Source organism: Aquibacillus saliphilus (assembly GCF_020404745.1).
In the GTDB taxonomy this organism is placed as follows: domain Bacteria; phylum Bacillota; class Bacilli; order Bacillales; family Amphibacillaceae; genus Aquibacillus; species Aquibacillus saliphilus.
Window position 1 is genome coordinate 30,458 of sequence record NZ_JAIZAP010000019.1, and the last position, 24,079, is coordinate 54,536.

Below are 24,079 nucleotides of genomic sequence, written 5' to 3' on the forward strand. Positions count from 1 at the left end.
AAAGTATAAGATTTTCCGCTTCAATGTCTAGCTCCAGCGCCTAGCCCCTCGAGGTCTTAAGTCAAACCTCTATGTGGCAAGAATCGCCACATAGAGGTTCGACTTAAGCTTGTCGGGGCTAACAAGGCGCTTGCGCTTTTCTTATTAATTAAGCTGTAATTCGTCTTGATCGCTTTTCAATAAAACTCTAAGCTTTGGTTTTGCTCGTCTTCCCCAGTTTTTAACTGCATCTTCAGTCACATCTTCTTTCATTGCAATCTCTTTAACCGGTAAATCCTCCAGCACATATAAGGTAAACCATTTCATTTGATTGTCAGTTAGAACGCGTTTAATTCTTTCTAGTAGATATGGGTCAAATTCTAGTTCAAGAGCGGATGATACTTGTCTGTCATAGTTTGAAAGGTTGTCCAAGTATAGGTTATCTTTTTCCGATTGCCGGTTTCGTTGCCGTATTAAACTAAGTAATGCTTTTTCAATTAGAAAATAGGCATAACTTGAAAATTTGCCGCGGGTTTCATCGTAAGTTTCAACTGCTCGCCACATTGCGATTACGCCTTCTTGGTAAAATTCTTTGTCGGGGTCGCGAATTCCTAGTCTGTTAATTAAATGAAAGATGATCTTTTCGTGTGCTTTTAATATATCATTGAAATAATTTGACTTGATCTCTACCATTGTTGCCTCTTTTTTATAAGGGCGCCTTTATCATGTATTCCGTCGGTAGATTTAGAATAGTTTAATCCTGAGCTAAATTCATGTCGAGATACTTTAAGTTTCTCGGGTCTTTAGGTGCGAAATTTTGTCCATAATTGCAAAATGGACAAAAAAATGGGGGTTTGGGTGGGAGATACTTGAAGTTTGATAGGTTTTAACTGAAAGTATAACCTGTGAGTGATTCAAAGTTGATAGAAAGTGAGTCTCCCCAAGTTGATTCGCCTGAAAAATGGATGAATTCAACCCTAATAGTAAATGATTCGCCCCAAACACACATTTATTCGCCCCAAAAGAGCAAAGATTCGCCCCAAACACGTAACTTTTCGCCTTTATAGCAGTCGTTAGCCTGCATGAGACAATAATAGATCATTTCACATAATTTCTATTAATGAGGCTGATTAATTATTTACACCCAGTCGGCCGAGTGGTCCTTTTTCGTCAATAATATCCTGTAATTCATATACAGAAATTGGAAACATCGGGAATCCAAATACATAAGGAGTTATATCGTAGAGTTGAAAGTAGATCACAAGCGTTTTGTCGGCGATATAAAAATCTTGATTGGGTTCAATGGTTGTGAAAGTGTCGAGAAGTTGAATGTCTCGTTGCTCGATTTGCGCACGAATTAATGTGGAAACTCGGTTGATATAATCACTTCCTGGTTTGAATAAATCTTTTAGTTCAACCTTCGTTCTTTTTTGTAGGTCGAATGTTAACGACTTAATATACGTCATCCCATGAGCAGCCTGGTGATGATATGTGTAATTGGAGAGTGATAAGCTCAGAACCTGGCGTTGGTTATTCTTAATTTGATAGGATCCAATCATTTCCTCTACAGTAGTGGGCATGTTCCCGACTTGTTCGTTTATCAATTGCTGCGTTTGATTAATAATGGCCTGATTAATATATCTTTCAAATTGTTGGTCATGCATACCAATTACCCTGGGGAATCGTACTGTTTTATTAGGTCCGTAGCTAATCTTAACTGTTTCAATCCAGACTGGTAAATCCGTAGACATAGTAAATCACCCTTATTGGTTGGTAACCTATCCTATTCTTGAAAAATAAATGGGTTCCTAGGACAAAGATCTTTTAAATTAATAAAACTTCCTGATATATAAAGTGTTTTACGGTTTGTTACTGAAGTAGCGGAGATATTTTACTGATTATAGTTGTTCTTCCTTATGCGTGAAAATAGATCAGTTTCTTGATTAAGGTGCTGTCAAATATAATTATAGCTCCATACTAAAAAGTAGTAGCCAACACACGGAGTGCTAGCTACTACTTTTTAGTTTTATTTTTAAAAATGATTCGTTGAACGTAGACTTGTGTGGATAGGGTTAAAAGAAATCCTTCAATTCAAAAGTTTCTTTAAATTCTTCGTAGTTTAAATCTAACTGGTTACAGTAAAATTCGACTTCTTTAAAAAAGTTGAAATCGGGATCGACAGGTAGATCTCTATTTTCAGAATAAAAAATAACGAGTTCAAATAGTTCTTTAAATGCTTTAACTTTATTAGTTGCACCCATATAATCAATCCTTCCTATTATTTTAAAGTCTTTGTTTAGCTCCTATAATAGGAGATGTTAAAAAGTCTGAAGAGAAAAAAGACGCTATTGTCAAAAAAGACAATAAAAAATATGTCTCTTTTCGACGAACTTGTTGTACAATAAATAGTATAATTCGGTTTTCAGAATATTTCAACTAGAATTAGTAATAAAACGAAACTGATAAAACACCACTATAACAAGGTTCCTTAATAATTTAACTTTGGATGTCAGGAAACCTAACACGAAAACAAAGATGATTTTCCATCTGTCATTGTTGTAATCTATAAATTTTTTTATAAACCTTTAGTCTAAACGGACAAAGATATTGTCTGAAAATTTAGGTAAAATAGATTAATAGGAACAAAGAGTAACGCACTAAAAAATTATGTAAACATAAAAATTAGGGGGCTTATCATGTTCAAAAAGAAGTTTATGTCGATGTTTTTTATTTCTATCCTTTTAGTATTAGTACTTGCGGCGTGTGGTGATTCAGATGACAGTGCTGGTGATGCTAATGAATCTAATGATGACGCAGCGAGTGAGGGTTCTTCAGAAGAAGAGAGCTATGATCCGGTAACGATAACATTTAGTCATAACCAACCGATTGACAGCCCAGAACATACAGGTGCTTTAAAGTTCAAAGAGCTCGTTGAAGAAAAAACAGATGGGAAAGTAACAGTTGAACTATTTCCTGCATTACAGCTTGGAAGTTTGAGAGAGCAAGTTGAGGGAACGCAAATTGGTGAAATTGATATTACGATGCAGCCTACTGCTGTTGTTTCTCCATTTGTTGATGATATTAAGGCTGTTGACCTTCCATACATATTTCCTGTCGATACAGAAGATATGTATGAAGTGCTTGATAGTGAAGTCGGAGATGAGTTGTTAGGAACGTTAGAGCAAGGAGGATTTAAAGGGTTAGGCTTCTGGCCAGGAGGATATAAATTATTCACAACAAATGATGTTGAAATTCATCAACCTTCTGATTTTAAAGGAGTTGCAATGAGAACGATGGAATCGCCAATTCTATTGGCGCAATATGAAACTTGGGGAGGAAATCCAATTCCTGTTCCTTATGCAGAACTATACAATTCATTACAACAAGGAATCGTTGATGGTCAAGAAAACCCATTACAAACAATTTTCTTGAATAACTATCATGAGGTTCAAAATACAATTATTGAGAGTTACCACGGGGGGATGACATACGCATTAATGGCAAATCAGTCTTGGTTCGACGGACTGCCAGCTTCTGTAAAAGATGTCATTGTTGAGTCTGAGTTAGATGCAAGAAATGCAGCGCGTGAAGCATTAGCGTCTACTGAGGATGAATACCGACAAGCGATCAAGGACTCAGGTGTCACTTATTATCAATTGACAACAGAAGAAATTGAAGCTTTCCGTGAAGCATCATACCCTGTCCATGAAGAATATTATAATACAGACTCACAAAAAGAATTGCTACAAAAAATCTACGATAAAGTGGATGAAGTAACAGAATAATAGGGAAAAAGTTAAGGGGCTTCCTTCTGGGTGGTCCCTTATACTACCTATTATTTCTCTTTTACTGAGTAAAATGTTAGGGAGGATCCTATGGAACGATTAAAAAAAGTAGAGGAAGTTATCATCGCAATGGGGTTACTAGTTGTAACGGTACTGTTGTTTGTCAATATTGTCCTTCGGTTTGGTTTTTCAGCGAATAGAAGTTGGGCGGAAGAGTTCATTCGTTACGTGATGATCTGGATTACCTTTATTGGCGCCAGTGTATGTTTTAGGAAAGGGATGCACGTAGGTGTAGACTTTTTGATGGATCTTTTAAAAGGAAAAACAAAAAAAGGGTTACAACTATTCGTTAATCTGATCTGTATTGTCTTTATGGTATTCTTAATCAGGTACAGCATCGAATTGGTGTTGTTCACTCAAAATACAGGACAGATTACGCCTTCCTTACAAATTCCACTTTATTACGTTTATCTAGCAATACCAGTTGGTTCAGCCTTATCCTTAGTCCATTTGTTGATTCAAACCATCCAGCTTATAAGAAATAAACAATTCAACTCAAAACCCAATGTGGTTGAAGAATAGGGGGCAGATATTATGGTTTCGGTATTACTTATTTTAATAATCATCTTGCTATTCGTTAGTACCCCCATTTACGTTGCGTTAGGTTTATCATCATTTATGGCGGTTACACTTACAACGGATATTCAACCAATGATCTTAATTCAGCGTTTATTTGGAGGGTTAGATCAGTTTGCGCTAATGGCTCTACCATTCTTTATTTTAGCTGCAAATATTATGGATGTTGGCGGACTTTCTAAGCGAATTCTTAGGTGGTCAAGTGCTTTAGTCGGACATATTACCGGTGGACTTGCCATGACTACGCAGGTTTCTAGTATGTTTTTTGGTGCTCTATCGGGTTCAAGTCCTGCAACGGTTATCGCAATCGGTAAAATTATGTATCCAGAATTAATTAAGAAGAAGTATGATAAAGCATTCGCATCAGGGTTGCTAGCATCGGCTGGTGCAGTTTCCCTCATCATTCCTCCGAGTATAACATTAATTATATTTGGGTCGGTAACAGGTGTTTCGGTTGGTAGTCTATTTATAGCAGGAATTGGGGCTGGAGTGATATATGGTCTCTCTTCCATTATTTATATCTATTATTATGCGAAGAAAAATAATATCGAAAAAGATCAACGGGCCTCAGGTAAAGAATTATTTGACGCTACAACTAGTGCATTCTGGGCGTTACTGATTCCAGTCATTATACTAGGCGGCATTTATTCAGGTATTTTCTCTCCTACTGAGGCGGCAGGGGTATCTGCGGTATATGCACTATTTGTTAGTGTTGTTATTTATAAAGAAATGAATTGGAAAAGCTTTTATAAAGTATTAGTTGATTCGGCAACTACTACGGCACAAGTGTTAGTTTTAGTTGCTGCAGCTCAGGTGCTTGGATGGATTTTGACTCGTGGCGGCGTGCCGCAGCAAATCGCAACCTTTATAACTGAAAATATTGAGTCTACGGTGCTATTTCTGTTACTTATCAACGTTGTTCTACTTGTCCTTGGGATGTTTATGGAGGGGGTAGCGGCCATTACAATTCTCGCGCCATTAATTTTTCCTACAGCTATGTCGATGGGAGTGGATCCAGTACACTTAGGTGTAATAATGATTGCTAATTTAGCTATCGGGATGTACACACCTCCGTTTGGAATAAATATCTTTGTAACTCAAACGATTTCAAAATTAAATATGGTTCAGATGTTACCGGGATTAATGCGGTTTTTCGCAGTTAACATCGTTGCTTTATTAATCATTACGTATATTCCGGAAAGTTCTTTATTTCTAGTTAATTTACTTGAGTAATCATTGGTGGGGGTATAAATGACAATTACATTGAGACAAGCATTGAAAATTGGAGGCCTTAGGAAGTGTAGGGTTGTTGCGGGACATCAAGGGTTAGATTGTTCGTTGAGATACGTTACCATTATGGAAGTTCCTGATATTGTTCATTGGTTAAAGGGTCAAGAGCTATTAATAACAAGTTTATACCCGATAAAAGATGACGAAAAAGCAATGAACAATTTAGTAAAGAGTCTCCACGAAAAGGGAACATCAGCTTTAGCGATAAAACCACATCGTTTTATTGATGATATTCCTCAATTAATTCTGGATGAAGCGAATAAGTATGAATTTCCAATTATTGAAATACCAGAAGAGGTTAGTTATTTAGACATTTTGTCACCAGTAATGAATGTAATTTTTGATGAAAAGGTCGTATTGCAAGAGGACCTAGATCAAGCTTATAAATTACTTGATGAACTTAAGCTGAATAAATGGGGAACGCAGCAATTCACTGAAACCCTTACGCATTTAATGAAATGTGATATAAACATAGAAAGCTTTGTCCCGTATTTTGAAACGGCACCTCCTAGTTATGACTTAGAACCTTTAACTGAAGAACAGCAGAGAGAACTAGAAATGATTCAACGACCTATTCGAATGAAAAGATGGAACAATACATTAAATGTAGAACAAGACTGTATCATTGCACCGGTAATGATGGAGGGAAGAATATTTGGAGCAATCACAAGTATTGGAACAGAGACAGAATTTGTTGAGGTTGATTTAGCGATCTTAGCAAGGGCTACAACGATTCTATCTTTTGAATTCATGAGAAAAAAAGCAGCTTATGAATTGGAACAACAATACAAAAGCGATTTTTTTAGAGAGTTATTGTTTTCTCAGATTCAACACGAACCATCTATGCTAGAAAAAGGGGAGATGTATGGCTTTGATATTTACAAAAAATACATTTTCCTTTCGATTCAATTTAGTAAAGGTGAAAAAGGCATAACATTTATTGCTGACTTAGTTAGCTATTTAGAGTTGTTATGCTATAAGTTTGACAAAGATGTCATTGTTGGTGCGATGCAAAATAATGTCTTCTTGCTTTATCCGTCAGCAAATAAGAACAAAGAAAGAATCGACCAAGATTTCCAGACCATCTATAAGGAAATGAAAAGAAAGGTTCCTGATGTATATTTAGGTATAGGGCGTGTAGCCAATAGTGTTAACGACATTCGAATTGGTCATCAACAAGCAAATCAAGCTGTAATTTTAGGACGAACCTTATATGGCGGCAAATCAATCATCTATTATGAAGACTTAGGTTTTTACCGTTTATTAGCTGAAGTGCAGAGTACTTCTGAAATTAAAGAATTTTATCAAGAAACAATTGGTAATTTAATTGAATATGATAATTATCACGATTTGGAATTAGTACACTCGCTGCAGACTTATTTTAATAATAATGAATCCTTATCAAAAACGGCTAAGGAACTCTTTATTCACATAAATACGATGAAGTATCGTTTGCAAAGAATTAAAACATTATCGAATCTTAATATTAGAAACTCGGAAGATAAACTAAATTTACAAATAGGTTTAAAAATTCATAATTTCATAAAAAATGATTATCGATTTAGATGAAAAACTAAAAGCATTAATGTCTCACCAGACAAAGAAAGTGAATGGAATATTTGAGAAAATAGATAGAAGAAAAACTAAAGGGTGAGTGTTATGCAAGAGCAATCAATGAATAGAATTCAAGCAACATTAGAAGCATTTAATTCTATTGGGGTAACAAGTGAAGGGATGCAACGATTGGCCTATACATTTGAGGAAAAACAAGTTCAAGATCTCTTTGCGGAATTCTGTTCAAAAGAGGGAATGTCTGTAAGAGTTGATGAGGTTGGTAACGTCATTGCTAGAAGAGAGGGTTCTATTAAAGATGCCCCTGCTATTGCCATAGGCTCACATTTAGATACGGTTTACAACGGTGGGAAATATGATGGAACAGCAGGTATAGTAGCTGGATTAGAGGTAATTCGTCGTTTGAACGATAGCCGTATCGAAACGGAATATCCAATTGAAGTCATTTGTTTTGTTTCTGAAGAATCTTCTCGATTTGGGATCTCGACGATTGGCAGCAAGGCAATGGCAGGAGAGTTATCCCGACAATCAATCGCGAAGGTAACAGACAAAAAAGGTGTCTATTTAACCGATGCGATGAAAAACTCAGGATATCAAATAGAAAAACTAGCTAAAGCGAAACGCTACAAGGATGAGCTTCGAGCTTTTATTGAATTGCATATTGAACAAGGACCTGAATTAGAACAACAAAACAAACAAATCGCAATCGCTACAGGAATTGCTGCGCCTACAAGGCTAAATGTTTTGGTTAAAGGAATGGCTTCTCACTCTGGAACAACATCAATGGAACACAGAAAAGATGCTTTAGTTGCTGCTGCAAAACAGATAGTAACCATCGAAGAAGCTGCTAAAAAAGAAATGAAATACAAAACGGTCGCAACGGTAGGAATATTCGATGTTTTTCCGGGCGCAATGAATGTTGTCCCGGACAGTGTTTTATATAAAGTGGATATACGAGGATTAGATATGCAATCGAAAAAGCGAATTATATCCAAATTAGATAAAAAAATTAAACAGTTAGAACAAGATAAAGGTATCGTTACAACTACTGAAATTCTAAGTGATGAAACCCCAATTCTTTTAGATAAAGATATTCAACAAGTATTAGAGTTAGCTTGTGAAGATTTATCCATTGAACCGTTAAGCATGCCTAGTGGTGCAGGGCATGATGCGATGAATATGCAACTAATTTGTCCGACTGGTTTAATTTTTATCCCTTCTCAAAAAGGAATTAGTCACAATCCGGCAGAATATACACCTCTTAGTGATATCGTACGAGGGGTGGATGTACTAGAAAAATCTGTCCTCCGACTCGCTAGTGTCAAGGAAGGGAAGGTTCAAAAATGAAACAATATAAGGCACCAGTGCTTTTAAACCAGCAGGTTAGTAATCGCTATTGGCATATGATTGTCAATACGTCTATGCTAGACCAATCTGTTGAACCGGGACAGTTCTTTCAAATAAGGTGTGCAGACAAGTACACACCTTTCTTAAGACGTCCGCTTAGTGTATATAGAATTAATGAACACACAACAGAATTTCTGTATCTTGTTAAGGGTAAAGGAACAACTGAAATGACAACGATCGAACAAGGTGACACAATCGATTTAATGGGACCTTTAGGTAATGGATTTCAGATTGATTCATCAATGAAAACAATTTTGCTTGTTGCTAGAGGTGTTGGTGTTGCAACATTAGCAGCCGTCGCACAAGCTGCTTATAATAAACAAATTCATTGTGTTGCAATTCTTTCCGCAAGAACGAAAGAGGATTTATTAGCGGCGGAGTTCTTAGAGGGTTTTGGAGCAGATGTCTATAAAGTGACAGAAGAAGATGGAACAAGTGATGTGACAAATGTACAAAGTATAATCACTAACGAAATTTTCGGAAAATACAAAATTGACTGTATTTATACTTGTGGTTCCCGAAGACTATCTAAACTGGCACAAGAAATGTCGACCAATTATGATATTCCAGGTCAAATTGCATTGGAGGAACACATGGGTTGTGCTATGGGTGCATGCTTTGCCTGTGTCTGTGATGTGATGGATGGAGATGTTACTAAATCTGTTCGTGTATGTATCGAGGGGCCAGTGTTTCCATTACGGAAGGTGGTCATCGAATGATGAAAAAACTTAATACAGAAGTGAAAATTGGCACGCTAACATTAAAAAATCCTGTTATGCCAGCATCAGGTGCATTCGGTGTCGAAATGCAAGATGCGATTGATTTTAATCAATTAGGTGCTATCCTTCCTAAAAGTATAACCAAATACCCACAACCAGGTAACGCAAAACCGCGAGTATGTGAAACAACAGCTGGAATGATTAATTCGATTGGTATTCAGAGTAAGGGAATCGATTATTTTCTAAGTACTATTATTCCTTCCTTTGATACATTTGAACCTCCTTTAATAGCTAGTATATCGGCTGATTCAATTGAAGAATTTGTAGAAATGTCTACAATTTTAGGGAACAACGGCAGCGTAAGCGCTTTGGAACTCAATATCTCCTGTCCAAACCTTAAAGGGGATGGTAGCGCATTTGGTATGGATAAAAGCGTAACGAACAAACTCATTTCTGAAGTTAGGCAGGTTACCGAACTGCCTTTAATAGCAAAACTTACTCCAAACGTAACTAGTATTCAAGAAATAGCAATAGCTGCTGAAAAAGGCGGAGCAGATGCGCTTAATGTTGCCAATACCTTGCTTGCGATGGCAATCGATGTTGATTCGAAAAGACCATTAATTGGTAATGTAATGGGAGGATTTTCTGGACCTGCAGTTAAACCGATTATCGTGCGTATGATTTATCAAGTGGCTCAAGTTAGTTCCCTTCCAATTATTGGATGTGGTGGCATCATGAATGGAAGAGATGCTCTCGAGATGATTATTGCAGGTGCAAGTGCAGTTCAAGTAGGTACTGCTAGTTTTATTCATCCAACTGCATTAACGGATATTTTAAATGAAATTGAGACTTATTTAATAGAGCATGATATTGATGACATTAACGAATTAGTCGGTTCAGTAATCGTTTAAAACAGCTGGGAGGATATTAACATGATTTGGGATTTGAAAATTAAGAATGGAACAATCGTAAGTGGAACAGATATATACAAAGCGGACGTATATGTAAAAAATGGGAAAATTGGTGCTATAACCAGTGAAATCCTAGCAGGGGATGTGAACGAACAGATTGATGTAGGTGGTAACTATCTATTACCTGGATTAATTGATACACATGTACACTCTAGGGATCCAGGACCAACGTACAAAGAAGATTTTTCCTATTCGTCACAGGCAGCAGCAGCGGGTGGAATTACTACTATATTTGAAATGCCTAATACAACGCCGCCTGTCAGTAATGGGAAGAATTTTGACAATCAAAAAGAAAACCTTCAGGCAAAAGCCTATGTTGATTTTGGATTATGGGCTATTTGTATCGGTTCTTTAAATAACACTAACATCAAAGAATTACATGAAAAAGGAGTAATTGGCTTTAAATTCTTCTGGGGCTATGCAGTTCATAAAGAAACCTTTCAATTAATGTATAATTACAAACCTGGTATGGACAATGTTATTCCTCCGTTTGATGATGGTGAAGTATATGAAATGATGGAAGAGGTTGCTAAGACTGGTAAGATTTTTGCTGTTCATGCAGAGAGTAATGAACTTATACAGAAACTTACGGCTCGTGTAGAAAAACAAGGTGGTAGAACTTATCAAGATTTACTAAAAGGTAGACCGAATTTAGTAGAGGTTCTTACCGTCAAAAAGGGAATTGAGATGGCGAAAGCTACAGGTGTAAGATTCCACGTATTACATGTTAGTTCAAAAGAAGCGGTTGAGGCCGTTAGAGAAGCCAAGCAACAAGGCGTTCCGGTGACAGTAGAAACATGTCCACATTATTTATTTTTATCTGATGAAGATTATGAGAAAGTCGGACCGCAAATGAAAGTATATCCTCCTGTGAAATATAAGAAAGACCAAGACGCTATTTGGAAAGGGATTGCTGATGGGACGATTTCTCATGTCTGCTCTGATCATGCACCGCATACAGAAGAAGAAAAAGATGGAGATTTGTGGTCTATCCCTGCTGGAATGTGTGGCGTTGAATCGATGGTACCTCTTATGTTAAATGCAGTTAATGAAGGAAAAATTGAAATTACCGATATCGTTAGGCTACTTGCTGAAGAACCAGCTAAGCTATTTGATGTCTATCCGAGAAAAGGTGCTATCCAAATTGGTGCTGATGCGGATTTCACGATAGTAGATATGAAAAAGAAGTCTGTAATTAAACGGGAGAATCTTCATAGTAAAAGTAAGGTAACAGCATTTGATGGCTTTAAAGTAACTGGTATGCCAATCCAAACGATTGTGCGTGGTAAAACAATTATGAAAGACGGCATTATCGTAGGTGAAAAAGGGTATGGTAAGCTCGTAACACCGGTAAATCACTCGCCTGGTGTGCACTCATCATGAATGCCAATGAACAACTAAGAAGCTTAATCAAAAGTCATCGTTCTATCAGGCGTTTTCAGTCTAAAGTTGTGCCCCAGTCCATTATTGATGATTTAGTGGAGTGTGCTAGGTGGGCACCGTCTTCTCATAACGTTCAATCGTACAGTATCATTTGTATTCGTAACCAGCAAACAAAAGAAAAATTAGATAAGCTTTGTGGAAACCAATCCTATATTAGTCAATGTCCAGTCTTCTTTGTTTTTGTAATGGATTTTTATCGACACGCTGTGATTAGCTCGGCTTATCAGACAAGCTTCGAGATAGAAGAAACAGAAAATCTGTTAATAGGATCAGTTGACACGGCATTAGTAGCAGAAAACTTTTTATTATCAGCACGTTCTCATGGTCTAGGTGGGGTGATGATTGGTGGGATTCGCAATGAGGCTGAAGAAGTTGCCAAGCTATTAAAACTTCCTAAATGGACATTGCCGATTATGGGTATGTGTGTTGGTTATCCAGATCAACACCCGTGGCAAAAGCCGAGAATTACCAAATCATCCATTTATCATGAAGAGTACTATCAAACAGACAATTTGAATGTCGACCTTGCCAAATATGAGCATATTACTGAGGATTACTATACGAATAGAACAAATGGTAAAAAAACGGATGGTTGGGGTAAACAAATGTCTGTTTACTTTTCGAAGGTTCGGAGAGCCAAATTAACTAAATTCATTAAAGATCAAGGTTTCTCCTTAAAATAATTTGGTAGCCTCGTGGAATTGGAGTGACGAAAGATGAAAATGATTGCTACTGGTGATAGTTTTATAGCACGCAGATTACCAGCCGAAAACAAGAATGCAATAGAGCTGAAGCGGTTATTTGAACAAAGTGACGTACGATTTACCAATTTGGAGATTACTACTCATCACTGTGAAGGATATCCATCCCCATTTAGCGGCGGTACATGGGCAATGGCTGATCCTGGTGTATTGGATGATTTACAATTTTACGGGTTTAATCTGTATAATTGGGCAACCAATCATACAATGGATTACTTGTATGGTGGTTTATTAGCAACAGAACGGGAGTTAAATAAACGCGGTCTTATTCATGCTGGAACGGGGCAGACACTAACAGCTGCCTCAGAGCCTAGATACATAGAAACGAACAAGGCTAGAGTTTCCTTAATAGGTGCTACCTCTACGTTTCAATCCAATTGGATAGCTGCAGATGGCACGCCCTATGTTCAGGGTAGACCAGGAGTAAATCCACTTCGTTATAAAGAGATAAATTACGTGACTAAACATCAATTCCAAACATTAAAATCAATATCCGAACAAACTCACCTTGATGCTGATGAAGAGCTAAACCGTAAAGAGGGATTCTCAACTGAACAAAAAGAAGATGAATTCTCCTTTGCGGGTAAACAATTTAAAGTAGCTGACAGGACGTATCAGAAACGAGTTCCGTTAGCTGAAGATATGGACAGACTTGTTCGGTCGATAAAAACAGCAAATCGTCAATCCGATTATGTCGTGGTAAGTTTGCATTCTCATGAAATGAATGAAGTGGATAAGAATCAGCCTGCTGATTTTTTTCAAGAGGCTGCTAGAAGATGTATTGATGAAGGTGCCCACTGTATTATTGGTCATGGACCACATGTTGTGCGGGGTGTAGAAATATATCAGGGCAAACCGATTTTTTATAGTCTAGGAAACTTTATATTCCAAAATGATTCAGTAGAACATTTACCAAGAGACTTTTTTACTAAATATGGCCTCGACCCAGAAGCATCTGTAGCGGATGGTTACGATGCTCGAAGTGATAATGGAAAAAAGGGATTGGGAGTTAATCCATTTGTATGGGAATCAGTGATTGTTCAATTGGACTGGGAAGATGAAAAGGTAACGAAAATTACTTTCCTACCAATCGAATTAGGATTTGATCAACCGAGATACAAAAAAGGATGGCCAGTTCTATCTGAAGATAATACGGTTTTAGAACGCCTTCAGACCTTGTCTAAGCAGTTTGGAACAGAAATTACTATTGAAGATAACAAAGGCTATATTATCCTGTGAATAAAATTTTTGATAGCGGAAGAGTTGAGCGTAATAGAGGAGAAGCTAGATTCAGCTTCTCACCCAGCTCAATTTAGTGAATTAAGCTATCGTTTCATCATATGGAAGAGTGTTAGTAGAAGCTGCATGAAATAGAATAGATGCCCCATCTAAAAAAAGGTTACACAAATTCAGGTGTAGCCTTTTTTAGAACTTCTATAGGGTCAACTAATGATAACGAACTCAGGTCGAGCAGGCCATTTGCAGTTGGCGATCCCCAACTTATTGGTTTATCAACTGCTGGGTGTAGTTAATAATTGTTGGATTAATAGACTTGCTTTAATTTATTTGATAATACTTATTTACCGCCAACAGGGGATATGGCTTGATAGTGTAATTATGAAATTGACTCACTTGATTAATTTTTTTGATAACGGGTAAATCCCAAAGCTTTGTATTACTAGTGAAAGCATAACAACTGCGAATGATAACGAGACAATCCAATCTACTTCTGCACTATTGGTGTATTTGGAATGTAAAGTTAGAATTAAAAAGATCGACATCGTTCCTTTTAAGCCAGCCCATGAAATGAGTAATGATTTTTGCCAATGGATTTGTTTGCGTAAGTGTGGAAAGAGTCTTGTTGTACCAATAATAAGAAAGAAGCGAATGATCAAGGAAACGATAAATATAACAATCGCAAACAACCAGCCATCAAATAGTAAATATTGGGTTGCTTCAATTCCAATTATTAAAAAAACTAACGATAAAATAGATAATTCAACAATTCCCCAGAACCCATTTAATGCTTCCTTAAAATGATCTTCTTTTATTGTACGGCCATACTCAAAAGATAATATTATTCCAGCGGATACTGTTGCAAGTACACCAGATACACCGATAAATTCTGCGAGATGAAAAATACCATAGGCTAATACAATGCTAAGCATGACCTGATACTCTTTATGGTGGGTATAATGAACGCCTTTACTCATCAGCCAGCCAAAGACTACTCCAAGTAATGCACCACCAACGGAAACAAATAAAAATTCATTAATAAACGATAGCACAGAAACCGATTCCTGATTGGATAACATACCCGTGAGCACGGTGAATACAACAATGCTTGTTCCATCATTCATCATCGATTCCCCTTCAACAATTGCTGCGGTTTTTTCATCACCACCGGAAGATTTTTTAAGTATTGAAACAACGGAAACAGGATCGGTAGGTGTTAAAATCGAAGCGAGAATCAACGCACCGAGTAATGATAAAGATGTATAAATATTTCCTAATACAAAAATAACTCCACCCATTAATGCCACAGTTATAAGTAACCCAAGGGTTGCTAAGATTAGAATGATTCCGGCATTCTCTTTAAATGCTTTCGGTGGAAATTGATAAGCAGAAACAAACAGTAGTGAAGGTAAGAATATGTTATAAATAATCTCTCCAGTTAACTCTATTGAGGAAAAATAAGGAATAAACGATAACCCTATTCCCAGTAACACTAGAATAGTCGGAACAGGGAAATTTTCTTGTTTTTTATCAATCGAAAAAATAAGATAACCAATTAATAAGAGCCAAATAATTTGTGCAATGTCCAAAGGGAATTCTCCTTTTTGTCAAATTGGAATTTTTAACTATAATTTTAGTATTGAGTGTTTGTATTTTAACAACAGTAACAAATCCAAAGAATTGCTGTCCATGATAACCTTCTATCTAAGTGAATCTTACCATGATTATGAATAGAATTCATTTTACTTATTATTAAATTTACTATATCGTTAGTTAGATTACATCTATTTTGTCGTATACCGAACTTGGGGGATTTACTGTGTCAGAATTAAGGGAGAATAATCTTTTTAAGAATACGGGTTTTGCGCGTGGAGTCCTGTTAACATTAGTATTAGCTTTCCTTGCTGGATTTATCGCAAGGCTGCCATTTCTTTCAATCATGGGTGTCATGATTATTTCAATCTTTCTTGGGGTTGGTTGGAAAAGCGTTATCGGTGTTCGAAAAGATTTAACTGATGGGGTGAATTTCAGCTCAAAGATCCTGCTTCGTGCAGGAATTGTGTTAATGGGGCTAAGGCTTAATCTCGATCAGATTATTTCAGCTGGTACATCGATTGTTTTGATTGATGTAGTCGTTGTCGGATTTACGCTAATTGTCATGGTTTTACTCGGGAAATGGTTTGCTGTTGATGAAAAATTTGCTGCCTTACTCGCAGTTGGAACAGCTGTATGTGGGGCTGCTGCAATTGTAGCTGTAGCACCTTTAATTAAAGCGAAGAAAGAACACGTGGCGATTGCTGTTGCTTTTATTGCTATCCTTGGCACAATCGGTACTATTTTTTATTCGATTTTGTTTGCAGTGTTCGATTTAGACTCCTATAACTATGGCGTTCTTGTTGGTGCTACACTTCATGAATTGGCGCACGTTGTTGCGGCAGCACTTCCTGGTGGCGATGTAAGTAGTGAGATGGCAATTCTAGTTAAAATGGGTCGTGTCGCATTATTAATTCCAGTCGCAATTATTTTAGGTAGTATCTTTGCTTACAAGAATCGCTCCAAAGAAAACAAGGGCAAACGAGAGCTGAAGAATTTGCCGATTCCATGGTTCATTTTTGGCTTTCTGGCAATGAGCATGGTAAATTCAACAGGAATCTTACCTGATCGTTTAATTGATTTTCTCATTGCTGTCAGCATCTTATTATTATCGATGGCAATGGCTGGACTAGGACTAAGTATTAACTTTGCAGACTTTAAAAAAGTAGGAATGAAAGCAGTCGTTGTAGGAGTAATAGGTTCCATTTTATTGGTTGGACTTGGTTCACTTCTCATTATGGTTTAGTGATGAGCGTCTAGGCTCAGGGAATGAGCGTTCACGAGCGAGCTATGCTCACTATAGAAAAAAAGGTGCCAGCTTCAAGTGAAGCTGGCACCTTTTTCATTAGTCGATAAATTGAGTGTCGATTAAGTCGGAGAAGTCGGGTTCTTCTTTTAGGAATTTAAGGTCATAGGATGAGTCGCCAAATGATTGGACTGCATCTTCGTTAACTTCGTATGTGAAGCCAATGTTTTCCCATGAGCCATCAATTACTTCTTTGCTTAATTCTTGACCTGTTTCTTCTTTAATATCGTTGATTGTGATTGTTTTTGCTTCTTCTGGGTTGTCTGCGATAAAGTTAGTTGCATCTTTGTGTGCATTAACGATTTTTTGTATTGTTTCTGGATTGGAATCAATCATTTCACCTGATGCTACTAACACAGAGGCAGGTAATGTTGTACCCCATGAGATTTCGGTTGAATCGATAATTACTTTTGCGCCTGTTTCTTGTTGTAGAACCGATGCCCATGGTTCTGGTGCTACAGCAACATCAACTTTTCCAGTTTCGAACATTGCTTGGTATTGAGCGGGAGGACCAGTTGTGTGTATCATTGTCCCGTTAATACGTTCTGACGTCATGCCAAGTTCTTCTTTCATGTATGTTTCAAATTGAACGTTGTGTGTGCACCCAACTCGTGGTGTAACAAATGTTTTTCCTTCTAAATCTTCTGCTGTTTCAATGCCACTACCTTCTCGTGCTAAGATTACCGTTCCGCCAGTCGATCCACCAGCGATAATGTTAACATCTGTTCCAGTTGTATAGTTGTTCATTGCAGGACCTGGTCCTACTAAACCAGCTTCAATTTCACCAGTTTTTAGGGCTGTCATGAAGGCTGAGCCATCAGGGAATGTCTTATATTCAATTTCAACATCGTCACCTAGTTGGTCCTGGTAATAGCCTTCTGCTTTAGCGACCATTGCTGGGACGTGATTAATGTTTGGGAAATAACCAATGGTAACTTTTTCAACGACACCTTCTGCATTGGTAGAAGAAGAGCTTCCGCATCCAGCTAAAAGTGCTGTTAAAGCTAGTATCATACTGAAAAATAAAATTCCTTTTTTCATTCGTAAAAACCCCCTAATAAAAATTAACTCTCGTTAGTAAGAGCATATATCAAATTTAAAGTCCCCATCGTCTTGCAACTGACTTCTCAATTCGTTGGAAAATTAGTTGGTCAACAAAAGCCCCGATAACGCCTATGATAATCATGACGCCAATCACTAAGCTCATGTTACCGAAATCTGAAGCATAGCTTAATGTGTAACCGAGTCCAGGTCCGGTTGTTAATAATTCACCGGCGATTAATGCTCTCCATGCGAATGCCCAGGCCAGTCTAGATCCTGTTACTAGGTGTGGAATAGATGCCGGGAAGATAACTCGAATGAATAAGTCGATACCACTTGAGCCCATTGTTTGGGCAGCTTTGATATAAAGAGGGGAAACATTCTTTATCCCGGTGCGAACATTTATTGCCATGACAAACGTTCCACCTAAAATAACTACGAAAATTACAGCCTGTTCATTTAAGCCAAACCACATAATTGCAAGTGGTAACCAAACAATACTTGGCACACTTTGAAAGGCTAGCAGCATGGAACCAATTGTATCGTCGGCTGTTTTGGATTTTGCTATTAATACACCAATACTGGTACCGATTACTAACGCAATCACTAAGCCGATGATTAATCGTCTGAAACTTGCGATTAGGTCATAAACTAATGTCATATCAGTGATACCGACATAAAGAGATGTAAATACTTTGGTAGGTGGAGGAAGAATGATTTCTGCCCACAGACCTATTTGCCCTCCTAATTCCCATATGCCTAGAAGAATTGCAAAAAAGATTAGGCGTTTATAAATTGGTTTCATGATTTAATTCCTCACTAACTACTTTGTCGATTTCTTTCTTGAGATAGCTCATGATATGGTCTTCAATTTTCAGCATTTCTTCCTTATGGTGATCTCTTGGGCGTGGTAGATCGATTTTAATATCAGTTAATACGGTGCCAGGCTGTGTCCCCATAACGATAATTCGGTCGGATAGTTTAATAGATTCAGAGATGCTGTGGGTGACAAAAAGAACTGTTTTTTTCGTTTCGATCCAAATGTCCTCTAGTTGACGATGTAATCGAGTTCTCGTTTGTTCATCTAAAGCGCCAAAAGGTTCATCCATTAGTAATATCTCAGGGTCCATTGCTAGTGCTCTGGCAATCGCAACCCGCTGTTGCATACCGCCGGAAAGTTCATGTGGATAATGGTCCAAATAGTTCGTTAATTGCACCATTTTTAAATAGGTTTTTGCTTGTTCGTTCGCTTGTTTTTTTGACATTTCCTTTTTCAATGGGAACATGACATTTTCTAAGACATTGATCCAAGGAAATAATGCTGCTTCTTGAAAGACCATTCCTCGGTCTTTTCCGGGCTTTTTAACCTCTTTCCCGTCAACCAAGATCTCTCCGCCTGTCGCTTCTGTTAATCCTGCTACAATCGATAATAAGGTCGATTTTCCGCAGCCTGAAGGGCCTAAAATCGATACGAATTCACCTTTTTCAATCTGTAAATCAATATCTTTTAGTACAATTGAAGCATGTTGATTTTTATCTAAAAAGTGCTTATTTAATTGATTTATTGAGATAAACAACAGTATCACACCTAATCTTATAATTCACACCGATTTAATCGGAATTAAATATAACCTTATAATAAATGGCCAGTAGCTGTCAACAGTATATTCTGAATTTAGGCAGTTTAGAAGGAATGAAGTGATTTAGAACAAGCAGCACGTTTTACTTGTTCTGAGTAAATATTGTCAGACATTTCAAATAATTATTTCGAAAATCTATCTAGAATGGTAAAATAGTAACTAAACATGATAGAGATGTTATAAAAGGAGCTGAGCTTAGGTATGAATAATGAAAATAGTGTAGCAGAGACAGGTATGTTTGGTGAATTTGGTGGAAGTTATCTTCCTGAGGATTTAAAAAAAGTATTGGCAGTTCTTGCTGAAGAATTTGAAAAGTACCGAGATGATCCGGACTTCAATGAAGAGTTTCGGTATTATTTGAAGGAATATGTCGGACGTGAAAACCCATTAACTTTTGCGAAAAACCTTACAGACAAAGTAGGTGGCGCAAAAATTTATCTGAAACGTGAAGATTTAAATCATACAGGTGCACATAAGATTAATAACGTCATTGGTCAAATTCTGTTAGCGAAACGAATGGGTGTAAAGCGGGTTATCGCTGAGACTGGTGCGGGTCAGCACGGGGTTGCAACAGCAACAGCATGTGCGATGTTTGGGATGGAATGCATCATTTATATGGGTAAAGTTGATATCAAAAGACAAGCCTTGAACGTATTTCGAATGGAATTATTAGGCGCAGAGGTAGTGTCAGTCGACAAGGGTCAGGGACGATTGAAGGATGCTGTAGATGCCGCACTAAATGATTTAGTAGAAAACTTCGAGAATACCTTTTACTTGCTAGGGTCCGCAGTTGGTCCGCACCCATTTCCAACGATGGTGAAGCATTTCCAATCGGTTATTAGTGAAGAATCAAAGCGTCAAATTATCGACAAAGAAGGAAAGCTACCGACAGCGGTTGTTGCATGTGTTGGCGGGGGAAGTAATGCAATTGGCGCGTTCGCACATTATATAGAAGAAACAGATGTCCGTTTAATTGGTGTTGAACCGGCTGAGGCGGCAACTATGTCTGAAGGTGTTCCGGCTGTCATACATGGGTTTAGATGTTTAACATTGCTTGATGAACATGGCGAACCACAACCGACTAATTCGATTGCAGCGGGTCTTGATTATCCTGGTGTTGGCCCTGAACATAGTCATTTGAAAACAATTGGTAGAGCTGAGTATGTTGCGGTAACGGGGGAAGAGTCGCTAGAGGCATTCCAAGAGCTTTCTAGAGTTGAAGGGATTATTCCGGCGCTTGAAAGCTCGCATGCAATTGCACATGCGATTAATCTTGCTAAAACTCTAGCTAAGGATGATGTTATTATTGTCAATCTTTCTGGTAGAGGGGATAAAGATGTTGATCAGGTTTTTCAAATGTTAAAAGAATAAAGTAAAGGGTAGCGTGTCAGTAGGATGCGCTACCCTAATTATTTTTAGCTCTTAACCTTGGGATTACTGGTTGTTAACAATTCGTTTCGAAAAAAATCTAGCAGTTGTTTCGGATTGGCTACTATTTTGTCGGGCTTGACGGTATTTATCGGCATCTTTCTCTTTCGATGGTTCATCCAGATCGCATGCCATCCGGCTTGTTTTGCGCCGACGATATCATTATCAAATGAGTCACCGATATAAACTGTTTTATTCTTGTCTAGCTTTAGTTTTTGTTCGATGATTTGAAATGCTTCTTGTTTTGGTTTTGCATATCCAATTGCCCCGGAAATAAATAGGTGTTGTTCTGGAACCCATCTTGCTAAATTTAGCTGGTTTATTTTCATCGACTGATGCGGCGTTTCACCATTTGTTAAGACGGCCAGTTGTTTGTTTTCAAGATAAAGTGCTTCTATTAACTCTTTCATTTCATCGTATAACGTAATTTTTTGCTGCTCTTTTAAATAGGCATCCTGGAAGGCAACTGCTTCATTGTAGCTAATGGCAATATCAAATTCATTACAAGCAGCCGTTATCCGGTACGTCTGTAAATCTAGTAATGATATCTCTCTTCTTTCACTTTTATCAAATAACGCATCGCTATATTTTCGACTTGCTATGTATATTTTTTCTATTTCTTCATCTGAGAATTTGTCAGTAAACATTTTCTTAAATGCTAGTTTAAAAGGTAAAGTTTGATCATATAAAGTATCATCTACATCAAAAATGATTGTATCCATTGTGTATTCCTCCTTAAGGAAATTACCTTCTATATCTTAACATTTCATTTTTAGTAAGCCCAGGAGAAAAGTACTATTATAGGTAACATTTAAGTGCGAGTTAAGTACAAGCGGTTGAGAGCTTGTGGAATCCTATCTAATGGTCTGTTATTCTATTAATAGATATGTTAAGAATTTTCACTTTATGAGAGAAGGCGAGATATGGAATTAACTCATACAATGCGGATTGCTATTTCATACATAACCGGTTTAATTGGTGGGCTATTATTTACGTTTATTCATTTGCCGATACCTTGGATATTGGGTCCGTTACTCGCAATTCTTCTTTCTAAAACTTTTTTTAACTTTAAGGGAGAATCTTCATTAAATCTTCGCAACTTTGCCTTTTCAATTACAGGTATTCAAATCGGTGGAACGTTTACTGCGGCAACAATTGATCTTGTTTTACCATACCTTTTGCCATATAGTTTACTGACGATAGTTTTGATTGCTATTAGCTTATATAATGGCTATTTACTAACCAAGTGGATCAAGGTTGATGTCCCGACTAGTATGCTAGGAAGTGTACCGGGTGGTTTGAGTGTGATTATTGCCTTAAGTGGATCTGTAAATGCAAACACAGCACTAGTGACAATTTTTCACACCATCCGGTTAATGACGGTATTATTTATCATTCCATTTTTAGCAACTCATTTGTTCACTTCTAGTAATACAGATACAACTATTGGATTATTAACTGGAGACAGTGCAACACAGGGGCCTTTATGGACAATCGTTATTTTAGCTTTTGTCTATGGACTTGGATTACTACTTCAAGAAAGAATACCGGCAGCTTTTGTTATCATTCCAATGCTTATTGTAGCCAGCTTTCAAATAATCGATTATCCGCTCTATCATTTGCCAAATTATTTCTTTATATTTGCACAGCTATCGATAGGTATTTATCTAGGATTTTCAGTTTCATTAAAAGATATAGTAAAAGCGGGGAGATACTGTGGCTATTACTTTGCGTTAACGATTATTCTTATCGCCATATCGTTTGGGTTAGGCTATCTATTTAGCTTGATCACGCCGGTTGACCTTGTAACAGCAATATTAAGTCTTGCGCCAGGTGGATTGATTGAAATGGCATTAACTGCAGAAAGTGTCGGTGGTGATCCGTCGATTGTCGGTTCCTTGCAAATGATTCGAATGCTGATGATTGTACTAGTATTACCATTTGGTTTGAAAGTTTTATTACCAAAGATTGATAAAAGGAAAGATAAGGAAACAGATAACTAACTAATTTTATGCATGCATTTTAAAGGGAGGCAACTATAGTGGATATAAATGAACAACGATTATGGAATCGAATAAACGAATTAGGTCGAGTAGGTGTCGACGTAAACGGAGGACTAACAAGATTATCGTTCACAGATGAGGAGAGAGCAGCGAAACAGTTAGTAAGGAAGTATATGATTGATGCGGGCTTGCAGATTCGTGAAGATGAAATTGGCAATTTATTTGGAAAATTGCCAGGTAATAATCCTAACGCTAAAACAGTATTAATTGGCTCGCATGTTGATACCGTATTAAACGGAGGAATGTTTGACGGGGCTTTAGGTGTACTAATCGGAATTGAAGTATTGCAAACGTTACGGGAAAAGGGTCTAACAACTGAAAACTCGGTTGAGGTTGTTGCCTTTACCGATGAGGAAGGAACGCGCTTTTCGACTGGAATGATTGGCAGTAAGGCATTTACCGGTCAACTTACTAGTGACGATCTAACGAACAACTTTGATAAACAGGGTATTTCGATTGCAGAAGCGATGACTAGTCAAGGATATAGTCCGAATAAATTAGAAACTGTAAAGGTAGAGCCTGAATCGATCAAATGTTTCTTAGAAGTCCATATTGAGCAAGGAAAAATACTAGAGTCTAACAGCGTTGCAGTTGGTTCGGTAACAGGTATTGTTGGTGTTAGATGGTTGAGAGTGAAATTGCAGGGTGAGGCAGGGCATGCAGGTACAACGCCAATGCCACTAAGACGTGATCCTCTGGCTGCAGCAGCAGAAATGATAACTGTTGTAGAAAATCTCGCCAAGGTACAAGAAGGAACTGTTGCAACAGTCGGGCAACTATCTGTTAATCCAGGTGGAGTAAACATCATACCTAGCGATGTTGAGTTCACTATTGATTTGCGTGACCTTTCTGATGAACTACTTGAACAGTTATTAGTTGGTATTAGTAGTGGTGTAGACAGTATTTGTTCTAAACGGGGAATAACTTATACGATTGAAGAACTGCACAAGTTATCAGGAGTTTCTTGCTCTAATGAAATTAAGGAAGAGATAAATACATCGATAGAAAAGCAAGGTTTGGAAGTGATTGAGCTTCCAAGTGGTGCAGGTCATGATGCGATGGTAATGGCTACATTTACTGAAACTGGAATGATTTTTTTACGGACCAAGGATGGCATTAGTCATAGACCGGAGGAGTGGGCTGACAAAGAGGATGTTTCGATGGGAGCGCAAGTTCTTTATGATACTGTTCTAAACTTAGCATAGCTAG

Annotated in this window: 22 protein-coding genes; 14 read left to right on the top strand and 8 right to left on the bottom strand. The window is 37.5% G+C overall.

Annotated elements, in window-relative coordinates; genetic code table 11:
- Positions 1 to 144: 144 nt before the first annotated feature.
- From LD272_RS17170 to LD272_RS17180, 3 genes are all read right to left on the bottom strand, one after another.
- Positions 145 to 672 (bottom strand): sigma-70 family RNA polymerase sigma factor, encoded by a 528-nt coding sequence (locus LD272_RS17170; RefSeq protein ID WP_226037833.1) that lies wholly within the window; start codon positions 670 to 672, stop codon positions 145 to 147.
- A gap of 437 nt (positions 673 to 1,109) precedes the next feature.
- A complete protein-coding gene (locus tag LD272_RS17175) occupies positions 1,110 to 1,730 on the bottom strand; it encodes a DUF3298 and DUF4163 domain-containing protein (protein WP_226037834.1) in 621 nt (206 codons plus the stop codon).
- A 321-nt stretch (positions 1,731 to 2,051) separates the two neighbouring features.
- Positions 2,052 to 2,240 carry a hypothetical protein gene (locus LD272_RS17180; RefSeq protein WP_226037835.1) on the bottom strand — a complete coding sequence of 63 codons (189 nt, stop codon included), beginning with the start codon at positions 2,238 to 2,240 and terminating at the stop codon, positions 2,052 to 2,054.
- Between the two features lie 435 nt (positions 2,241 to 2,675).
- On the opposite strand from LD272_RS17180, the gene LD272_RS17185 reads away from it, so the two are divergent.
- The 10 genes from LD272_RS17185 (at position 2,676) to LD272_RS17230 (ending at position 13,802) form a co-directional block, all read left to right on the top strand.
- Positions 2,676 to 3,764 carry a TRAP transporter substrate-binding protein gene (locus LD272_RS17185; RefSeq protein WP_226037836.1) on the top strand — a complete coding sequence of 363 codons (1,089 nt, stop codon included), beginning with the start codon at positions 2,676 to 2,678 and terminating at the stop codon, positions 3,762 to 3,764.
- Positions 3,765 to 3,854: 90 nt separating this feature from the next.
- The gene (locus LD272_RS17190; RefSeq protein WP_226037837.1) at positions 3,855 to 4,346 is read left to right on the top strand and encodes a TRAP transporter small permease; all 492 of its coding nucleotides are present in this window, start codon (positions 3,855 to 3,857) and stop codon (positions 4,344 to 4,346) included.
- Between the two features lie 12 nt (positions 4,347 to 4,358).
- Complete coding sequence (locus LD272_RS17195) at positions 4,359 to 5,633, top strand: TRAP transporter large permease (RefSeq protein WP_226037838.1); 1,275 nt, start codon at positions 4,359 to 4,361, stop codon at positions 5,631 to 5,633.
- An 18-nt stretch (positions 5,634 to 5,651) separates the two neighbouring features.
- Positions 5,652 to 7,259: a PucR family transcriptional regulator gene (locus tag LD272_RS17200; protein WP_226037839.1), complete on the top strand. Its 1,608-nt coding sequence runs from the start codon at positions 5,652 to 5,654 to the stop codon at positions 7,257 to 7,259.
- Positions 7,260 to 7,349: 90 nt separating this feature from the next.
- Positions 7,350 to 8,609 carry a M20 family metallo-hydrolase gene (locus LD272_RS17205; RefSeq protein ID WP_226037840.1) on the top strand — a complete coding sequence of 420 codons (1,260 nt, stop codon included), beginning with the start codon at positions 7,350 to 7,352 and terminating at the stop codon, positions 8,607 to 8,609.
- Entirely contained in the window at positions 8,606 to 9,388 is a 783-nt protein-coding gene (locus LD272_RS17210; RefSeq protein ID WP_226037841.1) for a dihydroorotate dehydrogenase electron transfer subunit, read from the top strand. The genes LD272_RS17205 and LD272_RS17210 overlap by 4 nt, the downstream gene beginning before the upstream one ends.
- Complete coding sequence (locus LD272_RS17215) at positions 9,385 to 10,299, top strand: dihydroorotate dehydrogenase (RefSeq protein WP_226037842.1); 915 nt, start codon at positions 9,385 to 9,387, stop codon at positions 10,297 to 10,299. The genes LD272_RS17210 and LD272_RS17215 overlap by 4 nt, the downstream gene beginning before the upstream one ends.
- Positions 10,300 to 10,320: 21 nt before the next feature.
- Positions 10,321 to 11,742, top strand: a complete 1,422-nt coding sequence (gene allB / locus LD272_RS17220; protein ID WP_226037843.1) for an allantoinase AllB — start codon at positions 10,321 to 10,323, stop codon at positions 11,740 to 11,742.
- Positions 11,739 to 12,485: an oxygen-insensitive NADPH nitroreductase gene (gene nfsA / locus LD272_RS17225; RefSeq protein WP_226037844.1), complete on the top strand. Its 747-nt coding sequence runs from the start codon at positions 11,739 to 11,741 to the stop codon at positions 12,483 to 12,485. The genes allB and nfsA overlap by 4 nt, the downstream gene beginning before the upstream one ends.
- Before the next feature lie 33 nt (positions 12,486 to 12,518).
- On the top strand, positions 12,519 to 13,802 hold the full coding sequence (locus LD272_RS17230; protein ID WP_226037845.1) for a CapA family protein: 1,284 nt from the start codon (positions 12,519 to 12,521) through the stop codon (positions 13,800 to 13,802).
- A gap of 389 nt (positions 13,803 to 14,191) precedes the next feature.
- On the opposite strand, the gene LD272_RS17235 is transcribed toward LD272_RS17230, so the two are convergent.
- A complete protein-coding gene (locus LD272_RS17235) occupies positions 14,192 to 15,388 on the bottom strand; it encodes a cation:proton antiporter (RefSeq protein WP_226037846.1) in 1,197 nt (398 codons plus the stop codon).
- Between the two features lie 230 nt (positions 15,389 to 15,618).
- On the opposite strand from LD272_RS17235, the gene LD272_RS17240 reads away from it, so the two are divergent.
- Complete coding sequence (locus LD272_RS17240) at positions 15,619 to 16,638, top strand: YeiH family protein (RefSeq protein WP_226037847.1); 1,020 nt, start codon at positions 15,619 to 15,621, stop codon at positions 16,636 to 16,638.
- A gap of 99 nt (positions 16,639 to 16,737) precedes the next feature.
- Here LD272_RS17240 and LD272_RS17245 read toward each other — a convergent pair whose 3' ends face one another.
- From LD272_RS17245 to LD272_RS17255, 3 genes are read right to left on the bottom strand one after another with little or no spacing between them, the layout of a single operon-like run.
- On the bottom strand, positions 16,738 to 17,739 hold the full coding sequence (locus LD272_RS17245; protein WP_226037848.1) for an aliphatic sulfonate ABC transporter substrate-binding protein: 1,002 nt from the start codon (positions 17,737 to 17,739) through the stop codon (positions 16,738 to 16,740).
- 55 nt (positions 17,740 to 17,794) lie between these two features.
- Positions 17,795 to 18,544, bottom strand: coding sequence for an ABC transporter permease (locus tag LD272_RS17250; protein WP_226037849.1), 750 nt, complete (start codon positions 18,542 to 18,544; stop codon positions 17,795 to 17,797).
- Positions 18,528 to 19,316, bottom strand: coding sequence for an ABC transporter ATP-binding protein (locus tag LD272_RS17255; RefSeq protein WP_226037850.1), 789 nt, complete (start codon positions 19,314 to 19,316; stop codon positions 18,528 to 18,530). Before LD272_RS17255 ends, LD272_RS17250 begins: the two co-directional genes overlap by 17 nt.
- A 264-nt stretch (positions 19,317 to 19,580) precedes the next feature.
- Here LD272_RS17255 and trpB point away from each other — a divergent pair, with 264 nt between their 5' ends.
- Positions 19,581 to 20,750 carry a tryptophan synthase subunit beta gene (gene trpB, locus LD272_RS17260; RefSeq protein ID WP_226037851.1) on the top strand — a complete coding sequence of 390 codons (1,170 nt, stop codon included), beginning with the start codon at positions 19,581 to 19,583 and terminating at the stop codon, positions 20,748 to 20,750.
- A gap of 44 nt (positions 20,751 to 20,794) precedes the next feature.
- Here trpB and LD272_RS17265 read toward each other — a convergent pair whose 3' ends face one another.
- Positions 20,795 to 21,529 carry an HAD family hydrolase gene (locus tag LD272_RS17265; RefSeq protein ID WP_226037852.1) on the bottom strand — a complete coding sequence of 245 codons (735 nt, stop codon included), beginning with the start codon at positions 21,527 to 21,529 and terminating at the stop codon, positions 20,795 to 20,797.
- 201 nt (positions 21,530 to 21,730) lie between these two features.
- Between LD272_RS17265 and LD272_RS17270 the strand changes: the two genes are divergently transcribed.
- Together LD272_RS17270 and LD272_RS17275 are read left to right on the top strand one after the other, a co-directional pair.
- A complete protein-coding gene (locus tag LD272_RS17270; RefSeq protein ID WP_226037853.1) occupies positions 21,731 to 22,810 on the top strand; it encodes an AbrB family transcriptional regulator in 1,080 nt (359 codons plus the stop codon).
- Between the two features lie 38 nt (positions 22,811 to 22,848).
- The gene (locus LD272_RS17275; protein WP_226037854.1) at positions 22,849 to 24,075 is read left to right on the top strand and encodes a Zn-dependent hydrolase; all 1,227 of its coding nucleotides are present in this window, start codon (positions 22,849 to 22,851) and stop codon (positions 24,073 to 24,075) included.
- Positions 24,076 to 24,079: the final 4 nt, after the last annotated feature.